This window comes from Ensifer sp. Root31 (genome assembly GCF_001424825.1).
In the GTDB taxonomy this organism is placed as follows: domain Bacteria; phylum Pseudomonadota; class Alphaproteobacteria; order Rhizobiales; family Rhizobiaceae; genus Ensifer; species Ensifer canadensis.
Window position 1 is genome coordinate 25,462 of the sequence record NZ_LMCO01000026.1, and the last position, 26,581, is coordinate 52,042.

Sequence of the window (26,581 nt, forward strand, 5' to 3'; positions counted from 1 at the left end):
AAACCGACCGGCAGCGAGGCTGCCGCCGATCTCATGTTTCGAGATGGCGTCGGCCGCGTGTCAGAGCGGCATCGATGCGCGTGCCGTGGGCTGCAAAGGCCGACCATAGCCACAGCATGATCCAGAGCATCAGCAACCAGGCGAGCACAACATCCGAGAGAAAATGGGCGCCGAAGGCGATGCGATTGAGCGAGAAGGCGAGCACGACGGGGATCAAGGCGATTATCGTCGTCAAGCGCCATCGTGTTGGTAGAAAGACCACCAATGCAATCAACGCAATTGCTGTCGCCGCCTCGCCGGAGGCAAACGAACAACTGCGCGAACAGGCGCCGGACACCTGCCAGGCGGGCGTAAACGGCAGGGTTCCGCCGAACTCGATGATTTCGGAGGGGCGGGCGCGACCGACCAGTCTTTTCAGAAGCTGGATGGCAAGGCCCGGGCCGGCCGCATAGAAGGTCAGGAAAAACAACATTTTGTGCGGGCGTGGCAGCCAGGCGCGCGGCGCGCGCATCTGCACGGCTAGCGTGACTGCTACGGCAGGCAGGATCAAAATCGGGATCAGACGGTTGAAATCGCGCAGCAAACGCAGCGCGTGTTCTCGCGATAGCGGAAAATCCGCGTCACCGGCCGCCGCCCAGCGAGACACGGCAAGATCGATGCCGGGAAACGCCATGAAAATGAAGCCTACGAAGATCGTTGCCGATGCGGCTGCCTGGACCGGCTGTTCCTGGACGTAGGCGTAGCATCGCGCAAGCCATGTCTGGGGATTGGCAGCCTGCCACCGGCGGCCGGCGGCAGGTGTGATGGTGGATCGCAGGAAGCTGGACATTCCGAATGCTCGCGATGAAAAAATCTGAGGAGGTGCGAGCGGGAGAGTTGCGGTTGTCTGTCAAGGAAGGGCGGGGAACTCGAGAAGGCTCGGAGCGCACGGAAAATCAACCATTCGAAGTGGTGCTTAGGGCCGCTGGGGCAGGCATTCCTCCCCACGCGGCGCTGGGCAAGGCTGCGCCACCGCGAGCGCCAAAGTGACTGCTAAGCGGTTAACGCAAGCATCGATAAGAAACGGACGACCCATCGAATCGCCACGCGTGGCTGTCATGGCAAGCTCAAGCCGCCGCCACGGGTTGCTTCCCTTCGGTCTCCAGGTATGCCGAAATCTCGGCCTCGGCAACGAGCGCGCCGTCGACCAGGGCCTCGCCGCGGTAACGCCAGATATTGCGGCGATAGGCGAGCTTGGTCATGTGATAAGCGATGGCGTCGCCAGGGCGGACGGGCTTGCGGAACCGTGCCTTGTCCACCGTCAGCATGTAGATGATTTTGGGCGTCAACCCTTGCGCCAGCTTGGAGGCGGCACACATGACGCCTGCCGTCTGCGCCATGCCCTCGATGATGAGCGCTCCGGGAAAGACCGGATTGCCGGGGAAATGCCCTTGAAACTGCGGCTCGTTGATCGAAACATTCTTGATCCCTACGCAGCTTTCTTCGCCACGGATCGAGACGAGCCTGTCGACGAGCAGGAATGGATAGCGATGCGGGATGCATTGCAGAATCCTGGCAATGTCGGCCGACGTAAGATGGTTCGTTTCAAGAGGCATGAAAGTTTCCTTGTGGTTTTTAATGGTTGGCCCGCGTCCGGCCATGCGAGAAGAGGTGGCGGTCCGCCATTCGGCCCGATCCGGATGAGCGAGCCAGGCGTGTGCAGTTTCGATCGGTCGTGTTGGATGGGGCCGCAAGTTAGCGTTACCGGCACATGCACCGTGCTCGACAGCTATGGTCCGGGGGCGTCGGCGGGGACACTCTGTTCGATTTGTCAAGAAATGGCGGAGAAACGAAGAACGCTTGATGCGGAACGCTCTGTGATGCTGTCGAGCACTGCTCGGATGAATTGCATGCCGGATTTTTTCGTCCCATAAGTTCGAGACCACAACACATGCGCGAGGAATTTGCAGATGGTCGACAAGGGGCTCATCCTTTTGGTCGAGGACGAACCGGAGATCGCGCAGATCCTCGATGCCTATCTCGTGCGCGATGGCTTCAGGACTGTGCGTGCCGCGGATGGTGAAACCGCGCTTACCCACCATTCCGTGCTTTCGCCCGATCTCATTCTTCTCGACGTGCGCATCCCGCGGCTCGACGGTTTCGAAGTGCTGGCGCGCATCCGTCGCGAGAGCAACACTCCAACGATCATGGTGACGGCCCTTGCCGAGGATCTCGATCGACTGGCTGGCCTTAGGCTCGGCGCCGACGACTATGTCGTCAAGCCGTTCAATCCGCAGGAGGTCGTGGCTCGCGTCAATGCGGTGCTGCGGCGGACGCGAAACGGCGCCGGCGCCACGATATTGCGCTTCGAAAACGTCGAGGTCGACCTCGACGCCCATGCCGCCTTTATCGACGACAGCGGCAAGCGCCGGTCCCTGCCGCTGACGCTCAGCGAGTTCCGTATCCTGGCCCACATGATCCGCCGCCCGACGCACGCCTTTGATCGGGCCGACATACTCGACGCCTGCCTTCCGGATAGTGACGCGCTGGCGCGCACCGTCGATACCCACGTCGCCAACCTTCGGCGCAAGCTTGAGGATCTCGGAGCCTGCGGATTCTTCACCGCGGTTCGCGGCGTCGGCTACCGGTTCGTGGAGCCGAGATGAAAATCAGAATGTCGCGGCTGCCGCTCAGCGTTCTCACCGCCATGCTTCAGGCGGTCCTGCTCGTGGTCAGTGTTTGTATCGTCTATTTCGGGGTCATGTGGGTCGAGTCGGACCTTGAGGAGCGGATGCTCAAGCGGATGCCGTCTGGCGCGGCCCAGGCATATACCGACCTCAATGCCGGCCGCATGCCTCAGGAGGAGCACCTTCGGTCGCTCGTCACCAACATCCCGCAGATTGAGGAATGGGGCAACAACGAGATCGACCTGTCGATCATCACGTTCGGTGTCATCGCTGCGGCAACCTGCAGCCTGATCGGCTATTGGCTTGCCCGCAAAATCAGCCGCCCATTGGAATTGCTCGCGCAGGCAACCGAGGATCTGCGCGCGGGCGATTTCGCAGTCCGTGTTGGATCCGTGCGGAAGGGGGCGAAGGAAGTGGCGACGTTGATCAGGACTTTCGATGAACTTGCGGCGGAACTTGAAAGCATGGAAAGCCGTCTGCGCTTCAACACGATGGCCGTCGCCCACGAACTGCGCACACCGCTGACGATATTGCAGGGCAATCTGCAGGGCATGGCCGACGGGGTCTTTCCGCTGGAACAGGAGCGTGTGCGGCAGCTCCTCGTGCAGGTGGAAGGGTTGTCCGCCCTGGTCGAGGATCTGCGCACACTCTCGCTGGCGGCGGGCCAGAAGCTGGTCACCCAGCTCAGCGCCGTCGATCTTTCTGCCGAGGCGACACAGGTGCTCGGCGCCTCCCGCACCATTCTGGCATCCGCAGGCCTCTCGCTTGAGGCAGCGCTCGAACCAGCGGTCGTGTCGGGCGATTCCCAGCGCCTGCGCCAGGCCCTGCTCGCGCTCGTCGAAAATGCCTGCCGCTATGCGGCCTCCGGTGGCGTGCTTCGCTGCGAAACCGGTGCGCGTGGAGCCGATGAAGCCTTCATCCGCGTGCTCGATCGCGGGCCAGGGCTCCCGGACGACGTGTCGACCCATTCGATCGACCTGTTCTGGCGCGGCGATGCGTCACGATCGCGAGCAACCGGCGGAACAGGCCTTGGCCTCTCCGTCGTGCAGGCGATTGCCAAGGCCCACGGCGGCCGGCTGGAGTTCGCAGCGCGCCCCGGCGGCGGAGCGATGATCACCATAATGCTGCCGCGCGAAAGCGCCGCCTGATCACTATCAGAATGACCTTGAATAGGGCCGGGTCAGGTCCTGTGCAGCGTTCGGCGAAAGCCGAGCGGCGATTTGCACGCGGAGATGGATGCGCCACAAACGGCGCTCAATTCCCGATCACATCTCCGCATTCCCTTGACAAACAGAAGGCAAACCCAGCGGCGCCGGATATCCCGGCGATGCTTGGACAAGCATTTGCTTTCAAGGAATTGCATCATGTCCCTGGAAGGTCGTTTGCAGGAATACAGCGCTCGATCGGGTTTGCCATCGCTCCCCTTAGATGGCGGTGACACAGTAGAGGCCCTGCCGCCATCGGTGGGCTTTGTCGCTGCCGCCAATATGCCGGAGCGCGGTCGCTCGGGCCGGCAGATCCTGTGGCAGGTCCTCAAACTCGGCGGGCGGCTCACGTTGAAGCGAGCGGCCGTGTTCTCGATGCGCCTTTTGCTTCAGCCGGTGCTGACGACGCGCTGGCTCGCCTTTCTCGGCGCGTTCGGCGATCGCTACAAATTGGGGCTTCCGCATGACGATCTCATCCGCAAGTCGGTCCCGACCTTTCTGCTGCATGGCGCGTCCTCGCGGCGGCGTCTTGAACTGTTGATGGACCACTTCGATGTGGCGAGCGAAGTCCTGTCCCGCCGCTCGCTGATGGCGCTTTGGCGCGGCACACCGATGGAAATGGGCACCGTTGGCGGGCGCGACGAAAACTATCGCATCCAGTTGCTGCTGGCCGACCACTGCGGCGGCCGCCATGAGGGCGCCTTTGCGATCAGGCTCAGCCGGCAAAGCGATCGCTATGCGCTGTGTACCGTCAGTTTTGCCTTCGTGCGCTGCGGTGAAGGCGCCTATAGCCTGGCGATCGGCGGTATGCAGGGGCCGCGCGGAGGCGATGCGAAACGTGCGTTGATTACCGCGACCCGCGATCTTGGTGGTTTGCGGCCCAAGGACGCCGTTTTGCTGACGCTTCAGGGGCTCGCCTCCGAGGGCAACGCTCCGCACGTCTATGCCGTCTCCAACGAAAGGCATGTGATCAATCGCAGGCGGCGCAAACGCCGCCGGATGATGATGGCCGATCTCGATGCCTATTGGCGCGACAGGGGAGGCGAGCCGTCTGATCCGTTCGGCTTCAGTCTTCCGACCGGCGAGGGCCAGGCCGCGCAAGGCGGAAACAGGCGCGACCAGAGCAAACGTGCGTTTCGCGACATCGGCGCGTGGTTCTACTGACCGCCGGCGCATGACTGCTCTTTTCCTGGACCTCTGACGGAGTGTGTCAATACAGCGCTACGCCAAGTTGCGTGCTGCACGCTATGTTGTGCGAATCGAAACTGCAACTGAGGGTAAAGAGTGACAAGAGCCGTGACCAAGAGGATGAAACCACATACTGGTGGATGCCTTTGCGGGGCGATCCGTTTTGAGGCGCAGGGGCCGGCTGGAAAGCCGCACACGTGCTCCTGCAAACTGTGCCAGCGGCATTCGGGTGCACTGACCGTCGCCTGGGTTGAATTCCCAACGGAAGCTGTTGCCTGGATCGGGCCGGGCGGTGCGCCCTCGACCTATCGCTCCTCGGACTATTCCAGTCGCGCCTTCTGCGCCACGTGCGGGAGCACGATCGGTGCGCTCGATGACGCACCCGTCGTGGCATTGGTGCTCGGCTGTTTCGACAAGACCGGTGCCATTGATCTGATCCCGGTCTCGCATAGCTACCGCGGCGGACGACCGAAATGGTGGCATGTCGAATGCGTTAAGCCGACAGCCGGATAGCCGCCGACAGCTGTTGGCGTAGCTCTTAATCTGAGGCGAGGTTCACAACGACCGATCCGATGGCTATCGCACCGAAGGCAATCAGGACGATACCCGAAAGGCGTGAGACCCAGCTGACAAAACGGTCGGGCAGGCGTTGCCGGGCAAGGGCGATCCCGCCGCTCAAAAGCATCCACCAGGCGAGTGAACCGAGGAATACGCCGGCAACGACGATGGCGGCGTTCGCAAGCCCACCGGCTTTCGCCAGGCCGAGGACGGCGAAGAACGCGGCAAAGGACAGGATCGTCAGCGGATTGGCGATCGTCAGCGCGAAGGTCGCCGCGGTTGTCTGGATGAGGTCGCGCGCACCGACCTGGGCCGCGGCTGTGACCGGGCTCGGTTGAAGCCCACGCCAGCCAAGCCAAATCATGAAGGCGCCGCCGAGCAGGCTGAGCGGTGTCGATACCGTGGCGAGCAGGGTCGCAAAGGCAGCAAAGCCGGCGGCCGCTAGCAGCGCATAGCTGGCGTCAGCAAGCGCCGTGCCCAAGCCGCCGGCGACACCGGCCCAGAAGCCGCGCTCGAGCGTGCGGTTGATGCATAGCACACCGATCGGGCCGAGCGGGGCAGCAATGGCCAGGCCGAGCAACAGGCCTTTTCCAAACAGCAATGCAGACATGGATCAGCGCTCCGGGCTGGTGAACTGGGTTTCCCTTACAGTCGACAAGGCAATCACCGTCTCGCTACGAGCCAGGAAGCGGCGGTGCTTGAGCTCTGCCAGGAAGGGCTCGATATCGCCGAGCGATGGCATGCGTACCTTGACGCAATAGGACCAGGCGCCGGTGACGTGATGGCACTCCGCCACGCAAGGGTGATCGGCCATGAAGGTGCGAAACGCGGCTTCATCCGCATCGGGGGATAGTCCGACCCAGACATAGGCGAGCACGTCGAGCCCGAGCGCGCTATGGTCGGCGTCGATGGTGAAGCGGCGGATCACCCCGCTAGTGACGAGCCGGCGGATACGTTCGTTGACCGAGGAGGGCGAAAGCTCGACCGCAGCACCAATGTCGGTCAAAGACCGGCGGGCGTCCTGCGCGAGAATTCCAATGATTTTTCTGTCTATTTCGTCCATATCCAATGAATACGTGGAAATAGAATAGATGTACAGAAAAATCATCGGTGGAAATATTGCGCAGCCGAAAAATCAACGGAGATCGTAGCTCAGTCGATGTCCTTGAGGGCATCGAGCGGGCCAGTGAGCGCCGTGCGCGGTTGGACCAGCTCGGGGCTGATCAGGTGAATGCGTGGCTGGGGCCGCCCTTCTTCGATGACCTCGAACGCCTTGGCGATCATGCCTTCGACGTCCTGCCGGATCATGATGACCGGGAAGGGCAGGAAGGACGCGAAGGGGTCGTAGTCATAGCAGCCGACGGTGAGGTCGGCGAAGTTCTCGTGCGGATGACCGGCCATGAAACGCAACAGGCCCTCGAAGTTGATCGAGGAGTTGACGAACAGGGCGCGCGGCAGCTTGCCGTGTTTTTCGTAGAAGGCTTCGAAGGCGAGCCTGGCATTGTTGGGAGCGTAGCCTGTCGGCTGGATGCAGCCGTCCGGATCCTCTCCCAACAGCTCGCGTTTGACGGCGCGGAAGCCACGGATGCGCTCACGGCTGGCGTGGTCGTCGCGGCCACCGAAGAGGTAGAGCTCATCCGGCCGCAGTGGCTGATCCGCCGGGAAATGGCGGATGATCGCCTCGGTCAGCATCCGGCCGCCTTCGTAGTTGTCGCTGATGACGGACGGAACCTTGGTGCCGGGTAGGTCGATATTGATATGCTTCAGGCCCACGGTCTCGCAGACTTCGTGCACGCCGTCCGGGTCTGTCGCTCCGCAGATGAATAGCTCGTCGATCGAGTAGGAGATCAGCGTCTCTGCAGTCCGGCGCTCTTCTTCCGGGTCGCGACTGGCGCTGACGACGATCGGGCATTGTCCCTTGCTTCTGACATGCGCTTCGAAGGTCTGCGCCATCGAAGAGAAGTAACGGTTGTCATGGACGGGCAGCAGCAGGCCGATGAGGCCCGAGCGCGAACTGCGCAGGCCGCGTGCCTGGCGGTTGGCGGTGTATTGGTGGGTTTCGGCCAGGTCGCGGATCAGCGCCGCCGTGCTCTCCTTGATCCGCCGCTTCTGCCAGGTTCCATTCAGAACCGCACTCACGGTTGAAGGCGAACTGCCTGATAGCACCGACAAGTCGTAGATCGTCGCCTTCTTCTTGCTGCTCTTCGTCATCCACGTGCCTCCCTCATCGTCTTAGTGCCGATTTCCCCTTGACGAAAGATTAAGTCTGCACAATAGTCTTTGCACCATCGATTGTGCAAACAAGAAATATCGATTGTGCATGCGATGGTGTCGTCTGAGGAGGCGGCGATCAGGGAGGCGGGAATTCGTTCCCAGCCAGTTGCGATTTGAAACTGGAGGCCGGCGCTTTTGCAGCCGGGCGTGTCCCCTATGGGGGCGAGTGGAGGAGAGACATGATCAAGAAAATTCTGGTCGCCGCCCTGGCGACATCGCTGTCGCTTGCCGGTGCGGCTGCCGCATTCGCTCAGGACGCCGGAAAGGTCGGCGTCGTGGTCAAGATTGGCGGTATTCCGTGGTTCAACGCCATGGAGGCCGGTATCAAGGAACGTGGCCAAAAGCTCGGCATCGACGCCTTCATGGTCGGCCCGACGAGCGCCGACCCGGCGCTGCAGGTACGCGCCATCGAGGATCTGATCGCCCAGGGCGTGAAGGTCATCGGCGTCGTGCCCAACGATGCCAAGGTTCTGGAGCCGGTTCTGACCAAGGCGAAGGAAAAGGGCATCATCGTCATTACGCATGAATCGCCGAGCCAGAAGGGCGCCGACTGGGATTTCGAGCTGGCGTCCTCGACCGGCTTCGGCGAAGCGCATGGCAAGCTGCTCGCCGAGAAGATGGGCGGCAAGGGCGAATATGCCGTCTTCGTCGGCTCGCTGACCGTGCCGCTGCACAATGCCTGGGCCGATGCAGCGATTGCCTACATCAAGAAGAACCACCCGGATATGACGCTGGTCGGCGAACGCTACGGCGTTGCCGAAGACGTCGACAAGAGCCGCTCGACCGCGCTCGACCTGATTTCCGCCCATCCGGACCTCAAGGGCTTTCTTGCCTTCGGCAGCCAGGGACCGATCGGGGCAGGCCGCGCCGTGGAAGAGCGCCGCAAGGTCGGCGAGATCTTCGTGCTCGGCCCGTTCTCGCCGGGCCAGGGGCAGAAGCTGGTGAAGTCGGACGCGATCTCCGGCGGCTTCATGTGGAATCCGAAGCAGGCGGGCGAAGTGTTCGTGACGCTCGCCGACAAGCTGATGAAGGGTGAGGAAGTCAAGGACGGCGACGAGATCGAAGGTCTCGGCAAGGTCAAGCCGGACTTCGAGAACCACAACATCATCGTCGATCAGCTCGTGCCGATCAACAAGGATACAGTCGCGGACCTTGCGGCCATGGGTCTCTGACCCGCTACAGCGTCGCACGTCCTATTGGACGCGCAAAGACCGCTGTAACGCTATGAATTGTTGCATGTTTTATCCCTAGATCAGCAGCGATTTAAGGAAACATGCAGTGGGTTCTCCCGGCTGCTGGGCCGGCTTCGGCCGGCCTGGCACGTCCCTTCAAAACGGTATTCGGGGCACACGTTCATGCATCAGCTTGCGACCGCGGGAGGCAGCGAAATGCCGCTTCTGTCCTTGCACGACATCAACATGACTTTCGGTGGCGTCAAAGCGCTCAAAAATGTGAGCTTCGACGTTCGTCCGGGCGAGGTCCATTGCCTCGCGGGCGAAAACGGTTGCGGCAAGAGCACCCTGATCAAGATCATTACCGGCGTCTACCGCCCGGCCGAAGGCGCCTCGATCGAATATGACGGCGAGACCTATTCGCACATGTCGCCGGTGACCGCTCAGGATCGCGGCATTCAGGTCATCTGGCAGGACCTGGCGCTTTTCCCCGAAATGAGCGTCGCTGAAAACATCGCCTTCCAGACCGTTCTCGGCCGCTGGCCGAAGCTGGTCGATTATGGCCGCATGCGCAAGATCGCGACGGATGCGCTTGAGCGCCTCGGCATCACGCTCGACGTCGACCTGCCGCTCAAGGAATATGCGATTGCCCAGCGCCAGATCGTGGCGATTGCCCGCGCGCTCGTCGGCGAAGCGAAGCTCGTCTTCATGGATGAACCGACCGCATCGCTGACCCAGTCGGAGACCGATCATCTGCTCGACATCGTTCGTGGCCTTTCGGCCTCCGGCGTCGCCGTCGTCTTCGTCAGCCACCGCCTTGCGGAAGTGCTGGAAATTTCAAGCCGCATCACCGTGCTGCGCGACGGTGCGCTGGTCGGCGTCTATCCCGCCGCCGGCATGACGCAATCGCGCATCACCGAACTGATGACCGGCAAGACCTTCGACCAGCAGGTCCGCGCCAAATCCGGGCAGGATCAGCCCGTCGTGCTGGAGGTAAAGGGCCTGAGCCGCCCCGGCCAGTTTGATGACATATCGCTGACCGTCAGGCGCGGTGAGACGCTGGGGATTACCGGTCTTCTCGGCGCCGGTCGAACCGAACTCGCGCAGACGCTCTTCGGCATGCTGCAACCGGTGGTCGGTACGATTACGCTCGAGGGCAAGCCGGTCCGTTTCGCCTCCAATCGCGATGCCATCAAGGCGGGCGTCGCCTATCTCTCCGAAGACCGGCTGTCGCTCGGCCTCATCCAGCCGCAGTCGATCGCCGACAATCTCGTCATCAGCTCGCTCGGCAAGATCGTTTCGGGCGGCTTTCTTTCGGATGAGCGCAAGCGCAAGCTCGTCGCCGGCTGGATTGCCGATCTCGGCGTCAAGATCGGCCTGCAAGGCGACGCGATCTCGACGCTGTCAGGCGGCAATCAGCAGCGTATCGCCATCGCCAAATGGCTGGCGACCGATCCGAAGCTGCTCATCCTCGACGCGCCCACCGTCGGCGTCGACGTCGGCGCACGCGCCGGCATCTTCGACATCGTCGCCAAGCTCGCAGAGACGGGGCTCGCGATCATTCTGATCTCCGACGAGGTTCCGGAGGTCTATTTCAACGCGGACCGCGTCCTGCACATGGCGCAGGGTCGCATCGTCGGCAGCTATGATCCCCGCAGCGTTCCGCTCGCCGAAATCGAGGGGGCGGTCTATGCATAGTTTCGCCCGCACCCACGCGACGGAAGTCGCGCTGCTCGCCGTCATCGCCGTCATCTGCACGGTGCTGTCGTTGGCGACGGCCAATTTCTTCTCGCTCGGCAACGCCTTCGATCTCCTGAACACCAGTTCGGTCAACATCATCTTTGCCGTCGGCCTGCTGGTCGTGCTCATCGCCGGCGGCATCGACATCTCCTTCGCTGTTGCCGCCTCGGTGGTGCAGTACGGTACGGCGATCGCGCTTGGCTGGATCGGCGGCGGCGGCTGGATCTCCGGCCTGATCATCGCCGGATCGATCGGCATATGCCTTGGCGCCATCAATGCGCTGCTGATCCACCGTTTCCGCATCATTTCGATCGTCGCGACGATCTCGACCTTCAATATCTACTTCGGCCTGCTGATGTTCTTCACCAAGGGCGTTTCGATCTACGACCTGCCGGAATGGCTGACGGATCGCGTCGTGCTCTTCGAGCATGAAATGGCCGACGGCAGTTGGATCGAGATCACCCTTCCGGTGCTGGTAATGGTGCTGTGCGTCATCGCCACTTGGGTGCTGATCACGCGCACGACCACCGGTCGCCAGCTCTATGCCTTCGGTGATAATCCGGAAGGCGCGCGCCGCTTCGGCATCAACATCGGTGCCATGCAGTTCATCGCCTTCGGCTGGCTCGGTCTGATGGCCGGCATCGGCGGGCTGGTGCAGGCACACTATGCGCAGGAAGTGGTGCCGAACGCGCTCTACGGACGCGAACTCGATGTCCTCGCTGCCGTCGTTCTCGGCGGTGCAAGGCTCGGCGGCGGCAAGGGCTCGGTGCTTGGCTGCGTGCTCGGTGTGCTCTTGATCGCGATCACCCAGAACGGGCTGAACCTGATGGGCGTTTCCCCCTTTGCGTTCAAGATGATCGTCGGCGCCATCATCCTGATCGCCATCACCCTTTCCAACACCAGCATCGAACGGCTCCTGCCCTTCGCCAGCCAGAAAGGTGCACGCCGATGACAAGGTTTTCGGATCGCCTGAAGGCATGGATCGGACCAGAGATGGCAGGCCCAGGCTTGGCGCTGGTTGCCGTCATCCTGGTGTTCGGCCTGGCGTCGCCTCAGTTTCTGAGTGCCGCGACCTTTGGCTCGGTGGCGTTCCAGCTGCCCGAACTTGGGTTGCTGACCCTGGCGATGCTGCTGCCGATCCTGACCGGTGGCCTCAACCTTGCCGTAACCTTCACCGCCAACATTGCCGGGCTGACGCTTGCCTGGGTGCTGCAGGCAAACGGTGGCGCGGATGCCGGTGCCGGTGCCTTTGCGCTCGGCTGTGTGCTCGCTGTCACAGTCGGGGCCGCAAGCGGCGTCGTGATGGGCCTGGTCATCGCCTTTACCCGCGCACACCCGATCCTCGTCTCGTTGTCGATGATGATCTTCCTGCGCGGTCTCGGCGAATTTCTGACGCGCGGTGGAGACGTTTCGGGTTTTCCCCCATTCATCGGGCCGCTCGGCCATGGTTCGATCGCTGGCGTACCGGTCCCGTTGATCGTCTTCATCGTCTGCGTGCTCGCCTGGCATGTGCTGCTGACCCGAACCAGGCTCGGCTTCAACACCTACATGATCGGCTCAAACCTTGAGGCAACGCGCTATTCCGGTATCAACACCCGCAAGGTGATCGTGCTTGTCTACACGCTCTCGGGCGCCATGTGTGCGATTGCCGGCATCATCATGCTGGCGCGGTTCAACTCGGTGCGCATCGGCCATGGCGAATCCTATCTGTTGATCACCGTGCTCGCCTGTTTCCTCGGCGGCGTCAATCCGTTCGGCGGCTTCGGCCGGGTCATTCCGGTGTTCGTGGCGCTCGTCGTGCTGCAGCTGCTGTCGTCCGGTCTTAATCTCATCGGCGCCAATCAGCACCTCGCCACGGCGGTCTGGGGATTGCTGCTCGTCGGCGTCATGGTGCTGCGCTTCGCCGCCTCCAAGTTCAAGATTTCATTTGTCAGAAAAGGAACGTGATCATGCAGGGTTTTGGCGTCCATACGAGCATGTGGACCATGAATTGGGACCGGCCCGGTGCCGAGCGTGCGGTCGCAGCTGCGGTCAAGTACAAGGTGGATTTCATCGAGATCCCGATGCTCAATCCGCCGGCCGTCGACACCGCCCACACCAAGGCGCTGCTGGAGAAGAACAAGCTGCGCGCGGTCTGCTCGCTCGGTCTTCCTGAACGCGCCTGGGCTTCCGTCAGGCCAGATGCGGCGATCGAGCACCTGAAGATCGCGATCGACAAGACGGCCGATCTCGGCGGCGAGGCGCTGTCCGGCGTCATCTATGGCGGCATCGGCGAGCGTACCGGCGTACCGCCGACCGAAGCCGAATACGACAATATCGCCCGCGTGCTGACGGCGGCGGCAAAACACGCCAAATCGCGCGGCATCGAACTCGGCGTCGAGGCCGTGAACCGCTACGAAAACCACCTGATCAACACCGGCAGGCAGGCCGTCGACATGATCAAGCGCGTCGGCGCCGACAATGTCTTCGTGCATCTCGACACCTACCACATGAACATCGAGGAAAAGGGCATCGGCACCGGCATTCTCGATGCGCGCGAGCACATCAAATACATCCACCTATCCGAAAGCGATCGCGGCACGCCGGGCTATGGCAATTGCGCCTGGGACGAGATCTTTGCGACGCTTGCGGCGATCGGCTTCAAGGGTGGCCTTGCCATGGAGAGCTTCATCAACATGCCGCCGGAAGTCGCCTATGGCCTCGCCGTCTGGCGCCCCGTCGCCAGGGACGAGGAAGAGGTGATGGGCAACGGCTTGCCGTTCCTGCGCAACAAGGCCAAGCAATACGGGCTGATCTAGAGCGTTTCCGGGCCTCGTTTAAACCGGAAACGCTCAAATTGGGCGGCGATCCGATCCTTGGCGGCCGGGCATGTGACGGGAGGTGCGGACATCATGCCAACACCATCACGCAACGAGCAGGGCACGATCGCGGTGCTCGACGTCGGCAAGACCAACGTCAAGCTCAATGCCGTCACGGCAGATGGTGTCGTGCTTGAGACGCTCAGCATCCCCAACCCGGTGCTGCCCGGACCACCCTGGCGCCATCACGATCTCGGCGCCATTAGCGAGTGGGTCTTTTCCGGCATCGGACAACTCTGCCGGCGTCACCCACTTTCGGCCTTCGTTGCCTCCGGACACGGTTCCGGAGGCGTCCTTGTTGGTGACGATCCCGAGATCGGCGAGGGCGCCACCCTGCCGATGATCGACTATGAACAGCCGCTGCCGGAGGCGATCAAAGCCGGTTATGTCCCGCTGTCCGGATCGTTCTTCGACCGCGGCAGCGCGACGATGCATGCGGCAACCCATCAGGCCCGGCAGCTCTACTGGATGCAGGAGTGCGAACCGGAAGCCTTCTCGCGGGCGCGCTGGTATCTCGGTCTGCCGCAATACTGGGCATGGCGGCTTTCGGGCGTGGCGACCTCGGAGGCGAGCCTGCTTGGCGCGCAGTCGCATCTCTGGAACGTGGCGGAGCGGCATTTCGCACCGATCGTCGCGGCGCGTGGCTGGGGCCGGCTGATGCCGCCCTTCGCCGACGCCTGGCAGGATCTCGGGCCGGTGCGCGCAGATTTGGCGCGGCGTCACGGCTTGCCGCAGGGGCTTCGTATCCTGGTCGGTGCGCATGACAGCAGCCTCAACCACTACCGCTATCATGCCGCCGGACTGCACGAGTTCACCGTCATTTCCACCGGCACCTGGATTGTCGGTTTCTCCGGTCAGACCTCGATCGACAAGCTCGAAGAAAACAGGGGCATGACCTCGAACAGCGACGTCTTCGGCAATCCGCTCGGTGGCGTGCTGACCATGGGCGGGCGAGAATTTTCGCTGGTGGCCGGCCCCGGGCAACCAAGCGACCCTGTGCCCGAACAGATCGTCCGGCGATTGATCGCCGGCAGAACGATGGCGCTGCCTTCCTTCGGCGACGACAACGGCTTGTTTCCGGGCAGCGCCGGGCAGGGACGTATATCAGGGCCGAAGCCGGAGACTGCCATGGAGCGGAAGGCGGTGGCGCTCGTCTATTGTGCGCTCTTGACCGCCGAATGCATCGAGGCCCTGGGGGCGGGATCTCTGGTCGTTCTCGACGGCAGCTTCCTGGGCGACCCGCTTTATGCCCGCCTTGTCGCCGCACTGCTGCCGGACCGACAGGTCCGGTTCAATCTCGATGCCTACGGCGTTGCATCCGGCGCGGCCCTGCTTGCCGGCCAACATTCCCGCAGGCGGCCAGCGCCGCTTTCGCTGGCCGAGGCCAGCGATGTCGCATCACTCACGGCTGCGATCTCCGACTACGCGACTGAGTGGCGTGCGAGGGCGCGTCAGCCAGCCGAACCCGTTTTCCACTGACACTTCGAAAGGAACGACTGATGAACCAGCCCGATGTACTCTCCCTTCGCCGCGAGATGGTGGATATCTGCCGCCGGATGAATTCGAGCGGCATCAACCAGGGGACGGCCGGCAACCTGTCGGTGCGCATCGGCGATGGTTTCCTGGTCACGCCCTCGTCGCTCGCCTATGAGACGATGCAGCCGGAAGATCTGGTCGAGATGGATTTTAAGGGCAACTACACAGGCCTTCGACCGTCATCCGAATGGCGTTTCCATCGCGATATCCTGCGCGAGCGCACGGATATCAACGTGGTTCTTCATTGCCACTCTATCTATGCCACCACGCTTGCTTGCCACCACAAAACCATCCCCAGCTTCCACTATATGACCGGCATTGCCGGTGGCACGACGATCCGCTGCGCCGAATATGCGACGTTCGGGACCCAGGCGCTGTCCAACAACGCGCTGGTGGCGCTCAAGGACCGCACCGCCTGCCTGCTCGGTCAGCATGGTCAGATCTCGCTCGGCAAGACGCTGGAATCGGCATTGTGGATGGCGATCGAAATCGAGACCCTCTCGCGCATGTATGTCCAGGCCCTCACGCTCGGCGAGCCGCCGGTTCTGCCCGACGACGAGATGCAGCGGGTGATCGCCCAGATGCGCCGGATGAGTTATGGCCAGGCACCTGATGATGAGGGCGTCAACGATCTCGCTCGCCCGCGGGCCGCCAGTTGACAGCAGCCGGGCTTGTGTCGTTGCTGGTGCAGCGCTATCAGCGACGTCGCGATTAGGCACCGGAGAGACGAGCGATCCATGGCGAGCCCCGATATGTCATCCCGTAGTCATGCGCCGAGGTTCCGTTGCTCGATTGTCGTCATGGGCGTTTCCGGCAGCGGCAAGACTTCTGTCGGCGAGGCGGTGGCACGGGGCTTTGGCTATCGCTTCATCGAAGGCGATGCTTTGCACCCGCAAGCCAATATCGCCAAGATGTCAGCCGGCATCCCGCTCACCGATGAGGACAGATGGCCCTGGCTCCGTGAGATCGGAAAGCAGCTTTCCTCGAGCGCCGACCCGCTCGTCGTTTCGTGCTCGGCGTTGAAGCGGAGCTATCGCGATCTGTTGCGCGAGAATGCAGGGGGAGATCTGGTCTTCGTCTATCTCCATGGCAGCCGCGACGTTCTCGCCGGCCGAATGCAACACCGCGAGGGGCATTTCATGCCGGCGTCACTGCTCGACACGCAGTTGGCGACGCTTGAAGAGCCGATCGGCGAGCCGCTCACGGTCGTCGTCGATGTCGATCAGCCCACGGCCGACGTGGTCAAGGCAACGCTTGCCGCACTCGACGGCCTGGGTTTGTCGAACAATGCTGCGTCATCTGATACCGCATTCGGATCGCGCTAGACCCGTCATCATCTGGATCTCCAGCAATTGCTGTGTCAGCTCCGACCGGGTGTCGGAAAGGCACCGCAAGTGCAGCAGTGCCGACCGTGAAACCGGCAGTACCGCTATTGATGACCGTCTGGATGCTAGCAGCCCTGTCTATCGGTCTCCCCGGCTTTTGTTCAGTGCCACAAACGGATTTGATCAAAGCCGGCACATCGGGCGTGAGAGCGATAGGCGTGGCTGGCCGCGCCCATGGGCTTGACATCCGATGGTTCCGATCATGGCGTTGTCCAAGCGGCGTTGAAGCCAGAAACGCGGCGTGCCTTGCTGTTCAAGGTGTGGCTGCAGACGCAGATCGCATAAACAGGCCTGCTGTTGGTGCGCCTCGCTAGAGGATGCGACCAAACAAGGAGCCGTAGGCGATGACGGCGATCGCGAGAGTAAACCCGGCACCCACGAAGATGGGGGTGAAATCGTAGTCATGGAAACGGGCGGGAAGTAGGCTTCGCATGGCGAGCTCCAATTTTCACTCTGCTTGCGACGGCCGCCGGACGGTGCGGGCAGCACGCTGCGATGACGAAAATGCCTCAAAGGAACCCGCAGCAGAGGCTTTGGCTCGTTCAAGAATTCGATCAGGTGGATCAAATCTATTTCAGCGTAAATCTCGGCGCAGATTTTTGTTGAAGATGAGCTTCACCAAAGATTTTGTACGCAGAAAGTTTTTCTATCCTGCGCTTCGGATATTAATAAGTAAACGTCTGGCTGCGGCAAATCTTCATGGATTGCATCGCTTCTGATGTTTTCTATTATTACCTGTTCGGCGAAAGAATTTATTTGAGTATTTTTCCGATTTTCACCCGGTCTTTGTATGTGAGGCGCGATAGCTATGCGCCTGTAGCGCCGTTTATGTCGCCTTTTTCAACATAGCGGCGGGCTCGCGGCGGTTGATCTGAAATGGCTCTGTAGGTTGCGCCGGATTGCCCGAGTTGGCGACCGCTGATGGACGCGTTTTCGCGGGGCTACTGTGCCAACTGCAATAGCTGCAACGGTCACCCCGCCACCAGAGCTCGAAAAGCCATCCCCTATCCTTTGCGGGTTTGCGAAATTGCCTGAATCACCTAATGCTCGGGCATGGCAGGACGATTTTTCAGCAGGCGATTCGACGTATCGGACGACCGCTCCACGATCACCAACAAGCCGCTGGGCGTGGTCGCGCCTACAGCTCTGCTTGCGGCAGGCCTCCTCATGTCCGGCTGCGCGACGCACAATGACGTCGGTACGCCGACCAATGCGACGATTGTTCCGGCCGAGAATGCGCTGATCCTGCCGCCGCCAGGCGGGCCCGCCGTTCTGAATGTGGTCGAGCGGCGAAGAACCAACGCCATCGAGCAGGATATCTACCTCTACACTTCGGCCGCGACGCCGGGGCAGAACTTCCTGCGCGCGCAGTTCTTCGGGCCGATGGAGACCAGGTTCGACCAGCAGAAGAGCAGCGGCTACGTTGCGGTCAGGAGCTCCGAGATGATGCGGCAGGCGCGGCGTGCGCTTCCCGGTGTGTCGTTGGAGCAGTCGTCGGACTTTCTGCAGAACAATTACGGGCCCTTCGGTTATGCTTATGGCCGTGGCCGCGGCGACGACGCCTGCATTTTCGCCTGGCAGCAGATACGCGGGGCGGAAAATCATCGTTCTCCCCTTAAAGGCTACGGCACCATTCAGATCCGCTTCCGCTATTGCGCAACTGGCGCAAGCGAAAACGACCTTCTCGCACCCGTCTATGGCTATACGATCGTCGGCACATTCGGCGATCCCGCCTGGAACCCTTACGGCGCCCCGCCGCCGCTGGAGGCGGGCATCGGCCGCGTTGGCAACCCGATTTACCGCAAGGAGCCGGCGCCCACTGACACGCGACCCGTGACCGTGATGACGGCGCCTGCGCCGACCATGCGCGTGGTCCGCGTCGAGCAACCCGCGCGTCAGCAGCCAGTCGCCGTGCCGGCGACGGCGAATTCGATCAGGTTGCCGGAACCGGGTGGCGCGGCAAAGACTGGAGCGACCGTGATTGTGCCGTTACCTGCCTGCGATGCACCGGCGGGGGGCAATTGTCCTTAATCAGCTCCTAACGATCGTTTGGTATGGGCTCGTATCGGGCTTGCAAAAGCCCAGATGAAGTCAGGTCAAGCGATACCAGTGGCATGATGCCGAATGCTGGAAGGCAGAATGAATGAGCAAGATCGGTCCCGTTGCAGCGTGGGCGTTTTTCTCCCTTTGCGTCATTGCCGTCATCACATTGCCGGTCAATCTTCAGACCCAGCTGATCGTGAGCGTGCTCGTCGTTACGTTCATGGCGATACTGAAGCTCATCAAGGCCGAAGGTCGCTGGCGCCTGATCGCGCTCGCCTTCGGAACGGCTATCGTGCTTCGCTATGTCTACTGGCGCACGACCAGCACGCTGCCGCCGTTGAACCAGCTTGAGAACTTCATTCCCGGCTTCCTGCTCTACCTCGCCGAAATGTACAGCGTGATGATGCTGTCGCTGAGCTTGTTCGTCGTCGCGATGCCGCTGCCGCCGCGCAAGGCAAAGGCCATCTCGCCGGGGGCGTTTCCGAAGGTCGACGTCTTCGTGCCGTCCTATAACGAGGATGCAGGGTTGCTGGCCAATACGCTGGCTGCCGCCAAAGGCATGGATTACCCGGCCGACAAGCTGCAGGTCTGGCTGCTTGATGATGGCGGCACCCAGCAAAAGCGCTACTCGATGAATCTGGTGGAGGCGCAGCGCGCCTCGGCCCGGCATATGGAATTGCAGGCTCTCTGCGACGATCTCGGTGTGCGCTACCTGACCCGCGAGCGCAACGAACATGCCAAGGCCGGTAATCTCAACAACGGCATGCTGCATTCAGACGGCGAGTTGATCGCCGTCTTTGACGCCGACCACGCGCCAGCTCGCGATTTCCTGTTGGAAACGGTGGGCTATTTCGAAAGCGACCCGAAGCTTTTCCTGGTGCAGACGCCGCACTTCTTTCTCAATCCTGATCCGCTCGAGCGCAATCTGCGAACCTTCGAAAAGATGCCGAGTGAGAACGAAATGTTCTACGGCATCATCCAGCGCGGCCTCGACAAGTGGAACGCGGCCTTCTTCTGCGGCTCGGCTGCCGTGCTCCGGCGCAAGGCGCTCGATGATACCGACGGCTTCAGCGGCATGAGCATCACCGAGGACTGCGAAACGGCGCTGGCGCTGCACGGCCGCGGCTGGAACAGCATCTATGTCGATCGGCCGCTAATCGCCGGGCTGCAACCGGCAACCTTTGCCAGCTTCATCGGCCAGCGCAGTCGCTGGGCGCAGGGCATGATGCAGATCCTATTGTTCCGTTTTCCGCTGTTCAAGCGCGGGCTGTCGATCCCGCAGCGGCTTTGCTACATGTCGTCGACGCTGTTCTGGCTCTTCCCGGTGTCGCGCACGATCTTTCTGTTTGCGCCGCTGTTCTATCTGTTCTTCGACCTGGAAATCTTCACCGCGTCGGGTGGTGAGTTCCTTGCCTATACGCTCGCCTACATGCTCGTGAACCTGATGATGCAGAACTATCTCTACGGCGCCTTCCGTTGGCCGTGGATCTCGGAGCTCTACGAATATGCCCAGACCGTGCATCTGCTGCCGGCGGTCATCTCGGTCCTGATGCGCCCGAGCCGGCCGACCTTCAAGGTGACGGCCAAGGACGAGTCGATCCTGGAGAGCCGCCTGTCGGAAATCAGCCGACCGTTCTTCGTCATCTTCGCCGTGCTTTTCATCGCCCTTCTGATGACGGTCTACCGGGTCTACACCGAGCCCTACAAGGCTGACGTAACCCTGGTCGTGGGAGGTTGGAACCTCCTCAATCTGATCATGGCGGGCTGCGCGCTCGGCGTGGTCTCGGAACGCGGGGAAAAGGCGTCATCGCGGCGCGTGAAGGTCAGCCGGCGCTGCGAATTCGGTGTCGCAGATCAATGGTATCCGGCAACGATCGAAGACGTATCGGCCAACGGCGCCCGAATTCAGGTCTATGGCGTCGATGCGGCGACGCTACCCGTCGACACGGACGGGCTCATTCGCTTCGAGCCCTATAGTGGCGATGGCACCTCCGAGACCTTGCCGGTCGCGATCAAGAACAAGGAGAGTGCCGGCGACATCACCACGATCGGCTGCCGTTATCTGCCGCAGGTCGCGCGTCACCACAGTCTGGTGGCGGATCTGATCTTTGCGAACTCCCAGCAATGGAGCGAGTTCCAGAAGGCGCGGCGCGGAAACCCAGGACTGGTCGCAGGCACGGCCTGGTTCCTGTGGCTGGCTTTCTATCAGATGAGCCGCGGCCTGATCTATTTCGCGCGCAGCTTGCGCTCCTCCGACAGGCAAGCGGAGGCGCGGCGATGAAGCGGATGCCGGTTGCCCTCCTCATCATGTTCCTTGCCGCGACGACACAGACGTTCGCGCAGTCGAACCCGTTCGACATGTCGCCGGAGCGGCCGGCCGTCGAGCCGTCTATCGAACTGCCGGAAGGGACGGATGAGGGCCAGCCGACCAGCGAGCCCGGCGCGGACGCAAGCAGTCCCGCAGCGGTTGGCGGCGGGCCCGATGGTTTCAGGCGGTACATCATTCCCTTCAGCGCGCTGTCGCTCACCGGTGAGGTCGATGAACGCGCCTGGTCGATGTATCTGACGCCGGCCCAGGCACAATCGGCTGCAACGTTGAATTTCGGTTATCAGAATGCGATCGTGATCGCGCCGGAGGCTTCGTCCCTTTCGGTTTTCGTCAACGGCGAGCTGGTCGGCGAGGGGCCGATCAAGGCGTCGGGCACCGCCGAGACCCGGAGTTACGCACTGCCGGCCGGTCTGCTGCGGGCCGGTTCCAATGACATCAGGTTTCGGGTGCAGCAGCACCACCGTACCGACTGCACCATCGAATCCACCTATGAACTCTGGACCGAAATCGCGCCGGAGACGGCTTTCATCAGCTTTGCGGATGCGCAGAGCGCGGCATTTGCGAGCGTGGACGATATCCGCGCCGTCGGTCTGGACGACAGGGGACACACGCAGTTCAATCTTGTCGTTCCGGGAATGCAGCAGCCGAGCCGCGCTGCGGGCCTGATGCGGCTTGCACAGGGGTTGGCCCTGCGCGGCCATATGCCGGCGCAGCGGGTCATTCTCAGCGAAGGACTGCCGGAGCTGGGCAAGCCCGGCGAGTTGACCGTGATTGCGGGCACCGTCGATGAGGTATCGCCGCTGCTCCCTTCGCTGCCCGATGGCGCTGCCAGTGGGTCGGTTGCGGCCTTCGTCCGCGATGGCGAGACGAATGCGCCGGTTCTGGTTCTCAGCGGCCCCGACTGGCCGGCCGTTCAGGCCGCGATCGAGGCTATCGCCGAGCCAATGGACCGGCCGAGCAATGTCCCCCGCGACGTCATCAACACCGAACGTTGGCTTTTGCCGGAAACACCTGTCGTTGCCGGCAACACGCGCTTGCGTTTCTCCGAGCTCGGCGTCGAGACCAGCGAATTCACCGGTCGTCGCTTCCGGTCCCGGTTTTCGGTGGCAGTCCCGTCGGATTTCTATGCGGACGCCTATGGCGAGGCGACGATCCTGCTGGATGCGGCCTATACCGAGACGGTGCGGCCCGGCAGCCGGATCGACATCTATGTCAACGGCAACATCGCCTCGACGGTCCCGTTCGATTCGGCGACCGGCGGCATCCTGCGGCATTTGCCGATCAATGTGACCATGCGCCATTTCAAGCCCGGGCCCAACCTGATCGAGCTCGAGGCCGTGCTTTTGACGGAGCAGGACAAGGCCTGTGCGCCGGGTGCGCCAGCCTCGACGGATCCGCGTTTTGCACTGTTCGACACGTCCGAACTTCATATGCCCAACTTCGCGCGGATCGGTCGGCGGCCCAATCTCGCCGCGATGTCGGGCGCGGCGGCACCCTATCGCAACAGCGCGGGCCTGATCCCGCTCTTCATTGACCGGGCCGATGCCGACACCTTGTCGGCCGCTGCCACGTTCCTGGCACGGTTGGCGGTGGCCGGCGGGCGGCCGATCGCGGTCGAGATGATTGCCTCGCCTTTGGCCGCTGGCACGCGCAATGCGCTCTTCATCGGTACATTGCCCGAATTGCCGAAAACTGTGCTGACGCAAGTCGGTATCGATCCCAGCCGCCAGATGTCCTGGGGCAGCGCACAGGCCGTCGGGCGCGGCGCGGATACCCAGAAGGCGATCGATGAATGGCAGACGCGCCTGAGTGGCGGCGCCTGGCGCACCCAGATCACGGCTCTTCAGGATTGGGTAAAGCAGGAGTTCGACATCTCCCTGAGTTCGCTACGCATTCTGCCGCAGGAACAAAGCGATTTTGTCCCTCCGGAAACGGCAACCTTGCTCCTCGCTCAAGGGGCAAACCCCACGGATGACGCCACGTGGACGCTGGTTGCAGCGCCGTCCGCCAAACAGTTGAGCGATGGGGTGTCGGCACTTGCCGACATCGATCAATGGCGAGAGATCGCCGGGCACATCTCGACCTACGAGCCGGCAACCAACGCCGTCAAGGTGGTGCCGGTCGCCAATTTCAGTTTCGTGCAGACAAGGCCGGCCTCGTTTGGCAATTACCGGCTGATCATTGCCAACTGGCTGTCGAGCAACATTCTTTTCTACGCCGTGCTGCTCGTAACACTATCGGTGCTGCTGGGCCTCGCCACGTCATCCATGCTCAGTCGGCTCGGGCGCCGCCCATGATCTGGCGCACGGTTCTTCTCCTCACCCTGGCTCTTGTCGTCGCTCTGCCTCAGACGCGCGCGGCAGCCCAGGGACGGGGCGAGACCGTGAGCGCCGAGGATTGGCAGAAGTATAAGACAAAGTTCCTCGATCCCGGTGGGCGCATTATCGATGACGGTAACGGCGGCATCAGCCACAGCGAGGGACAAGGTTATGGTTTGTGGCTGGCGGTGCTTGCCGGCAGCGCTGCCGATTTCGAGCTGATCTGGTCCTTTACCCGTCGCGAGCTGCTTTTGCGCGACGACGGACTTGCCGCCTGGAAATGGAGCCCGAGCGAAAAGCCGCATGTGATCGATATCAACAATGCGACCGACGGCGATATCCTGATCGCCTATGCGCTGACGCTTGCCGGCGAACGGTGGAAGCGAAAGGACTACCTCTCGGCGGCCTCCAAGATCGCGAAAGCAATCCTCGACCGGACCGTGATCGACTACGGCGGCCGAACCTTGCTGCTGCCGGGGGTTGCCGGTTTTTCCGCAACCGATCGCGAAGACGGTCCCGTCGTCAACCCTTCCTACTGGATCTTCGAGGCCTTCCCTGTCCTTGATCGCGTCGCGCCTTCGCCGATATGGGCGGCGCTGGCGAATGATGGTCGCAAGATGCTTGATCAACTGCAGCTCGGCCCGCGAAAGATGCCGGCCGATTGGATCAGCGCCAAAACGCGCCTGAAGGCGGCGCAGGGCTTCCCGGCGGAATTCGGCTACAATTCGCTGCGCATTCCGCTCTACGTGGTTCGGGCAGACATCGATGACGCCGAATTGCTTTCAAGATTGCGGCAGGGCATGCTTGGTGCCAATGGCGAATTGCTCATCAGCGACGTAACGACAGGGGCTGTTCGGGCGACGCTGACGGACCCCGGTTATCAATTTGTTAACCATATTCTGGCCTGTCTCATGGAGCGGGCTCCGTTGCCCGACAGCGTCAAGGTGTTCAGCCCGACGCAATATTACCCTTCGACACTGCACCTCCTCGGGTTGTCTTATGCGAAGGAGAAGCGTCCGGAGTGTCTATGAAGTCCTCAACCGTTGTCATCGCCGGAATCATCCTCACGGCGGTCGGGATTGTCGGATTTACCGACGATGGGCTTCTGCGCAAGAATTGGGCCGGCAACGCCGGTGCGCCAGCGACGGGCCCTGACGGAGGCGCGCTTCCCGACGAGGCGTCGTTCGGTGTCGTGGACAGAGGTTCGAGAGGCGCAGCGCCTGAGTTTCGGCAGGTCACGCAGAATACGCAGCCCGCCGATGCGAGGCGGTCGCAGGCAACGGCGCCGGTGGTAGACGAATCGGCACTGCGCTACTTCGCCAGCAAGGGTGATACCGCTCGACTGCAGGCCGAGATATCACGGCTGAGGGCGCTCTATCCCGATTGGACGCCGCCCAAGGACCCACTTGCGGTTCCGCGTAACAAGGATGTCCAGCTCGAAACGATGTGGCAGCGCTATTCGGAGGGGCGCTACGCCGAGGTTCGAAAGGCGATCGCCGAGCGCCAGGCAAGCGAGGCCGCCTGGAAACCGCCGGCCGATCTGCTCGAGCGGCTGAACGTCGCCGAAGCACGGGCGCGCCTGGTGAATGCCTCCGATCTCAAGCAGTACGAGACGGTCATCGAGGTTGCGGCGAGCACACCGAGCCTGTTGACGTGCTCGGAAGTGGATGTGCTGTGGCGGGTGGCCGATGCCTTCACCGAGACCAAACGTCCCGATCGCGCCCGAGACGCCTATCTCTACGTGCTGAAGAATTGCGAGAACGCTCCGGAGCGGCTGGCGACGGTGCAGAAGGCGGTTTCCGGACTGCCCTATGAGATGGCGCAGGAGATTTTGGCCCACGAACGGACAGCACCTGGAGGCGCTGCCGAGTTCGAAAGCATTCGCGACGACCTGGCGCGCCGCTTCGTTGCGGAAGGCGACGCGGATGGCAAGCTGGCGGTCGATCCCAAATATATCCAGCGCCTCGAACGCCTGGTCGAAACCGAGGGCATGGCGAGTGACGCGCTGCTCCTGGGCTGGTACCAGCTTCGCCGGGAGAATATCAGCGCGGCCGAACAATGGTTCCGTCGCGCCCACGACAAGGAAGATTCAGCCTCCGCGTCGCAAGGCCTGGCGCTGACCTTGATCGCCCGCAAGGCGCATGAGGATGCGGAAAAAGTACTGTATCCCTGGCGCGATACGTCGACCGATGCCAAGGCGACCTATTTTGCCGCGACGGCAAACCTGCTGGCGATCGAGCCACCGGTCACGCTGAGCGAGGAAGTACTGACCCGGATCGCGCAGGAGACGACCAAAGGGCGTGATCCGGCCACGGCGCAGCAGTTCGGCTGGTATGCCCGTGCCATGGAACAACCGGCGACGGCCGCACAATGGTTTGCCACCGCGCTTCGCTGGAAGCCCGATGACGAACCTTCGGCCTATGGCCTGGCGCTCAGCCGCAACCAGCTGGGCGATGCTGCCGGCGTCGCCGAGATCCAGCGGCTCTGGGCGGGGCGCTCGGAGCGCATCGCCCTCCTCGGCGAGACCGAGGAGGAACGGCGCGACGCCATCGCCCGGCAACAACAGCCGCTTGCGCGAGAGCCGGCACCGATAGCTGATGCGGAGCGAAGGTCACCTGCAGTCGTGACGGAGGCCGCGCCACGAACGACGACACGCTATGTGGTCGAGCAGCCGGTTGCCGTTGCTCGCCGACCACAAGCGGCCGGCAGGGCGGTAACGGGATGCCGGACGACCATCAACCCGGCGCGGCTGTCGCCGCAGGCGGCGCTGACGCGCGGCTGGTGCCTGATGGATCTGAACCGCCCGCTGGAAGCGGCCGAATCCTTCGAGGTCGCCCTGCAGGCACCAGCATTGCAAATGCGCGAAGATGCCGCTTATGGCCAGAGCCTCGCCTATCTCAGGGCCGGGCTGACCAACAAGGCTGCGGTCGCCGCAACGAAATCAACACAGAGCCGTGGTCGGGCCGAAGAACTCCAGAGCGCGATCCTCGCCGACCGGGCGATTGCCGCTTTCGATGCCAAACGTTATCGCGAGACGCTGATTTTTCTCGATCAGTTGGGGCAGATCTCGACGCAGCGGTCCGACCTGATGGTGCTGCGCGGTTACGCCTATCTCAGTCTCAAGTATTACGCCGAAGCCCGACGTATCTTCGAGGCAGTCGCTGCCACCGGCAATCGTGAGGCGCAGCGCGGCCTTGCCGATGTCGGCAAGGCGCAGGAGATCTGGCCGAACAAGTAAACGCTTCGCAACCGATTCCGTCGCGACACGACAGTTGCCGCGAGCCAGATTGGCCGAAGCACCTTCACGCA

General features: G+C 62.3%; 23 protein-coding genes. 17 read left to right on the top strand and 6 right to left on the bottom strand.

Annotated elements, in window-relative coordinates:
• Positions 1–31 precede the first annotated feature (31 nt).
• Positions 32–829: a phosphatase PAP2 family protein gene (locus ASD00_RS22680; RefSeq protein ID WP_057208920.1), complete on the bottom strand. Its 798-nt coding sequence runs from the start codon at positions 827–829 to the stop codon at positions 32–34.
• A gap of 277 nt (positions 830–1,106) precedes the next feature.
• Positions 1,107–1,595 (bottom strand): 3-hydroxyacyl-ACP dehydratase FabZ, encoded by a 489-nt coding sequence (gene fabZ, locus ASD00_RS22685; protein ID WP_025428436.1) that lies wholly within the window; start codon positions 1,593–1,595, stop codon positions 1,107–1,109.
• A gap of 354 nt (positions 1,596–1,949) precedes the next feature.
• On the opposite strand from fabZ, the gene ASD00_RS22690 reads away from it, so the two are divergent.
• The 4 genes from ASD00_RS22690 (at position 1,950) to ASD00_RS22705 (ending at position 5,572) form a co-directional block, all read left to right on the top strand.
• Positions 1,950–2,645: a response regulator gene (locus ASD00_RS22690; RefSeq protein ID WP_025428437.1), complete on the top strand. Its 696-nt coding sequence runs from the start codon at positions 1,950–1,952 to the stop codon at positions 2,643–2,645.
• The gene (locus ASD00_RS22695) at positions 2,642–3,814 is read left to right on the top strand and encodes an ATP-binding protein (RefSeq protein WP_171521349.1); all 1,173 of its coding nucleotides are present in this window, start codon (positions 2,642–2,644) and stop codon (positions 3,812–3,814) included. Before ASD00_RS22690 ends, ASD00_RS22695 begins: the two co-directional genes overlap by 4 nt.
• Positions 3,815–4,030: 216 nt before the next feature.
• A complete protein-coding gene (locus ASD00_RS22700) occupies positions 4,031–5,035 on the top strand; it encodes a DUF535 family protein (protein ID WP_234908102.1) in 1,005 nt (334 codons plus the stop codon).
• A 144-nt stretch (positions 5,036–5,179) separates the two neighbouring features.
• Complete coding sequence (locus ASD00_RS22705) at positions 5,180–5,572, top strand: GFA family protein (RefSeq protein WP_025428440.1); 393 nt, start codon at positions 5,180–5,182, stop codon at positions 5,570–5,572.
• 25 nt (positions 5,573–5,597) lie between these two features.
• On the opposite strand, the gene ASD00_RS22710 is transcribed toward ASD00_RS22705, so the two are convergent.
• The 3 genes from ASD00_RS22710 to ASD00_RS22720 form a co-directional block, all read right to left on the bottom strand.
• Positions 5,598–6,227, bottom strand: a complete 630-nt coding sequence (locus ASD00_RS22710; RefSeq protein WP_025428441.1) for a LysE family transporter — start codon at positions 6,225–6,227, stop codon at positions 5,598–5,600.
• A gap of 3 nt (positions 6,228–6,230) precedes the next feature.
• Positions 6,231–6,680 (bottom strand): Lrp/AsnC family transcriptional regulator, encoded by a 450-nt coding sequence (locus ASD00_RS22715; RefSeq protein WP_025428442.1) that lies wholly within the window; start codon positions 6,678–6,680, stop codon positions 6,231–6,233.
• An 89-nt stretch (positions 6,681–6,769) separates the two neighbouring features.
• Positions 6,770–7,828 (bottom strand): LacI family DNA-binding transcriptional regulator, encoded by a 1,059-nt coding sequence (locus ASD00_RS22720; RefSeq protein ID WP_057208922.1) that lies wholly within the window; start codon positions 7,826–7,828, stop codon positions 6,770–6,772.
• Positions 7,829–8,070: 242 nt separating this feature from the next.
• Between ASD00_RS22720 and ASD00_RS22725 the strand changes: the two genes are divergently transcribed.
• The 8 genes from ASD00_RS22725 (at position 8,071) to ASD00_RS22760 (ending at position 16,522) form a co-directional block, all read left to right on the top strand.
• On the top strand, positions 8,071–9,063 hold the full coding sequence (locus ASD00_RS22725; RefSeq protein ID WP_025428444.1) for an autoinducer 2 ABC transporter substrate-binding protein: 993 nt from the start codon (positions 8,071–8,073) through the stop codon (positions 9,061–9,063).
• A 183-nt stretch (positions 9,064–9,246) separates the two neighbouring features.
• Entirely contained in the window at positions 9,247–10,761 is a 1,515-nt protein-coding gene (locus tag ASD00_RS22730; RefSeq protein ID WP_025428445.1) for a sugar ABC transporter ATP-binding protein, read from the top strand.
• Positions 10,754–11,755, top strand: a complete 1,002-nt coding sequence (locus tag ASD00_RS22735; RefSeq protein WP_025428446.1) for an ABC transporter permease — start codon at positions 10,754–10,756, stop codon at positions 11,753–11,755. Before ASD00_RS22730 ends, ASD00_RS22735 begins: the two co-directional genes overlap by 8 nt.
• Complete coding sequence (locus tag ASD00_RS22740; protein ID WP_025428447.1) at positions 11,752–12,750, top strand: ABC transporter permease; 999 nt, start codon at positions 11,752–11,754, stop codon at positions 12,748–12,750. Before ASD00_RS22735 ends, ASD00_RS22740 begins: the two co-directional genes overlap by 4 nt.
• A gap of 2 nt (positions 12,751–12,752) precedes the next feature.
• Positions 12,753–13,601, top strand: a complete 849-nt coding sequence (locus ASD00_RS22745; protein WP_025428448.1) for a sugar phosphate isomerase/epimerase — start codon at positions 12,753–12,755, stop codon at positions 13,599–13,601.
• A gap of 93 nt (positions 13,602–13,694) precedes the next feature.
• The gene (locus ASD00_RS22750; protein ID WP_057208942.1) at positions 13,695–15,140 is read left to right on the top strand and encodes an FGGY family carbohydrate kinase; all 1,446 of its coding nucleotides are present in this window, start codon (positions 13,695–13,697) and stop codon (positions 15,138–15,140) included.
• Positions 15,141–15,160: 20 nt separating this feature from the next.
• The gene (locus tag ASD00_RS22755; protein ID WP_057208924.1) at positions 15,161–15,856 is read left to right on the top strand and encodes a class II aldolase/adducin family protein; all 696 of its coding nucleotides are present in this window, start codon (positions 15,161–15,163) and stop codon (positions 15,854–15,856) included.
• Between the two features lie 93 nt (positions 15,857–15,949).
• Positions 15,950–16,522 carry a gluconokinase gene (locus tag ASD00_RS22760; protein WP_162174748.1) on the top strand — a complete coding sequence of 191 codons (573 nt, stop codon included), beginning with the start codon at positions 15,950–15,952 and terminating at the stop codon, positions 16,520–16,522.
• Between the two features lie 370 nt (positions 16,523–16,892).
• Here the strand turns inward: ASD00_RS22760 and ASD00_RS42335 are convergent, their stop codons facing one another.
• Positions 16,893–17,015, bottom strand: a complete 123-nt coding sequence (locus tag ASD00_RS42335) for a hypothetical protein (RefSeq protein WP_025428452.1) — start codon at positions 17,013–17,015, stop codon at positions 16,893–16,895.
• Between the two features lie 620 nt (positions 17,016–17,635).
• Between ASD00_RS42335 and bcsN the strand changes: the two genes are divergently transcribed.
• From bcsN to ASD00_RS22785, 5 genes are all read left to right on the top strand, one after another.
• Entirely contained in the window at positions 17,636–18,613 is a 978-nt protein-coding gene (bcsN, locus tag ASD00_RS22765; protein ID WP_057208926.1) for a cellulose biosynthesis protein BcsN, read from the top strand.
• Between the two features lie 112 nt (positions 18,614–18,725).
• Positions 18,726–20,906, top strand: a complete 2,181-nt coding sequence (bcsA, locus tag ASD00_RS22770; protein WP_057208928.1) for a UDP-forming cellulose synthase catalytic subunit — start codon at positions 18,726–18,728, stop codon at positions 20,904–20,906.
• Positions 20,903–23,251, top strand: coding sequence for a cellulose biosynthesis cyclic di-GMP-binding regulatory protein BcsB (locus ASD00_RS22775; protein WP_057208931.1), 2,349 nt, complete (start codon positions 20,903–20,905; stop codon positions 23,249–23,251). The genes bcsA and ASD00_RS22775 overlap by 4 nt, the downstream gene beginning before the upstream one ends.
• Complete coding sequence (locus ASD00_RS22780; protein WP_082523680.1) at positions 23,248–24,303, top strand: glycosyl hydrolase family 8; 1,056 nt, start codon at positions 23,248–23,250, stop codon at positions 24,301–24,303. Before ASD00_RS22775 ends, ASD00_RS22780 begins: the two co-directional genes overlap by 4 nt.
• On the top strand, positions 24,300–26,510 hold the full coding sequence (locus ASD00_RS22785; protein ID WP_057208932.1) for a hypothetical protein: 2,211 nt from the start codon (positions 24,300–24,302) through the stop codon (positions 26,508–26,510). Before ASD00_RS22780 ends, ASD00_RS22785 begins: the two co-directional genes overlap by 4 nt.
• The last annotated feature ends 71 nt before the right edge of the window (positions 26,511–26,581 follow it).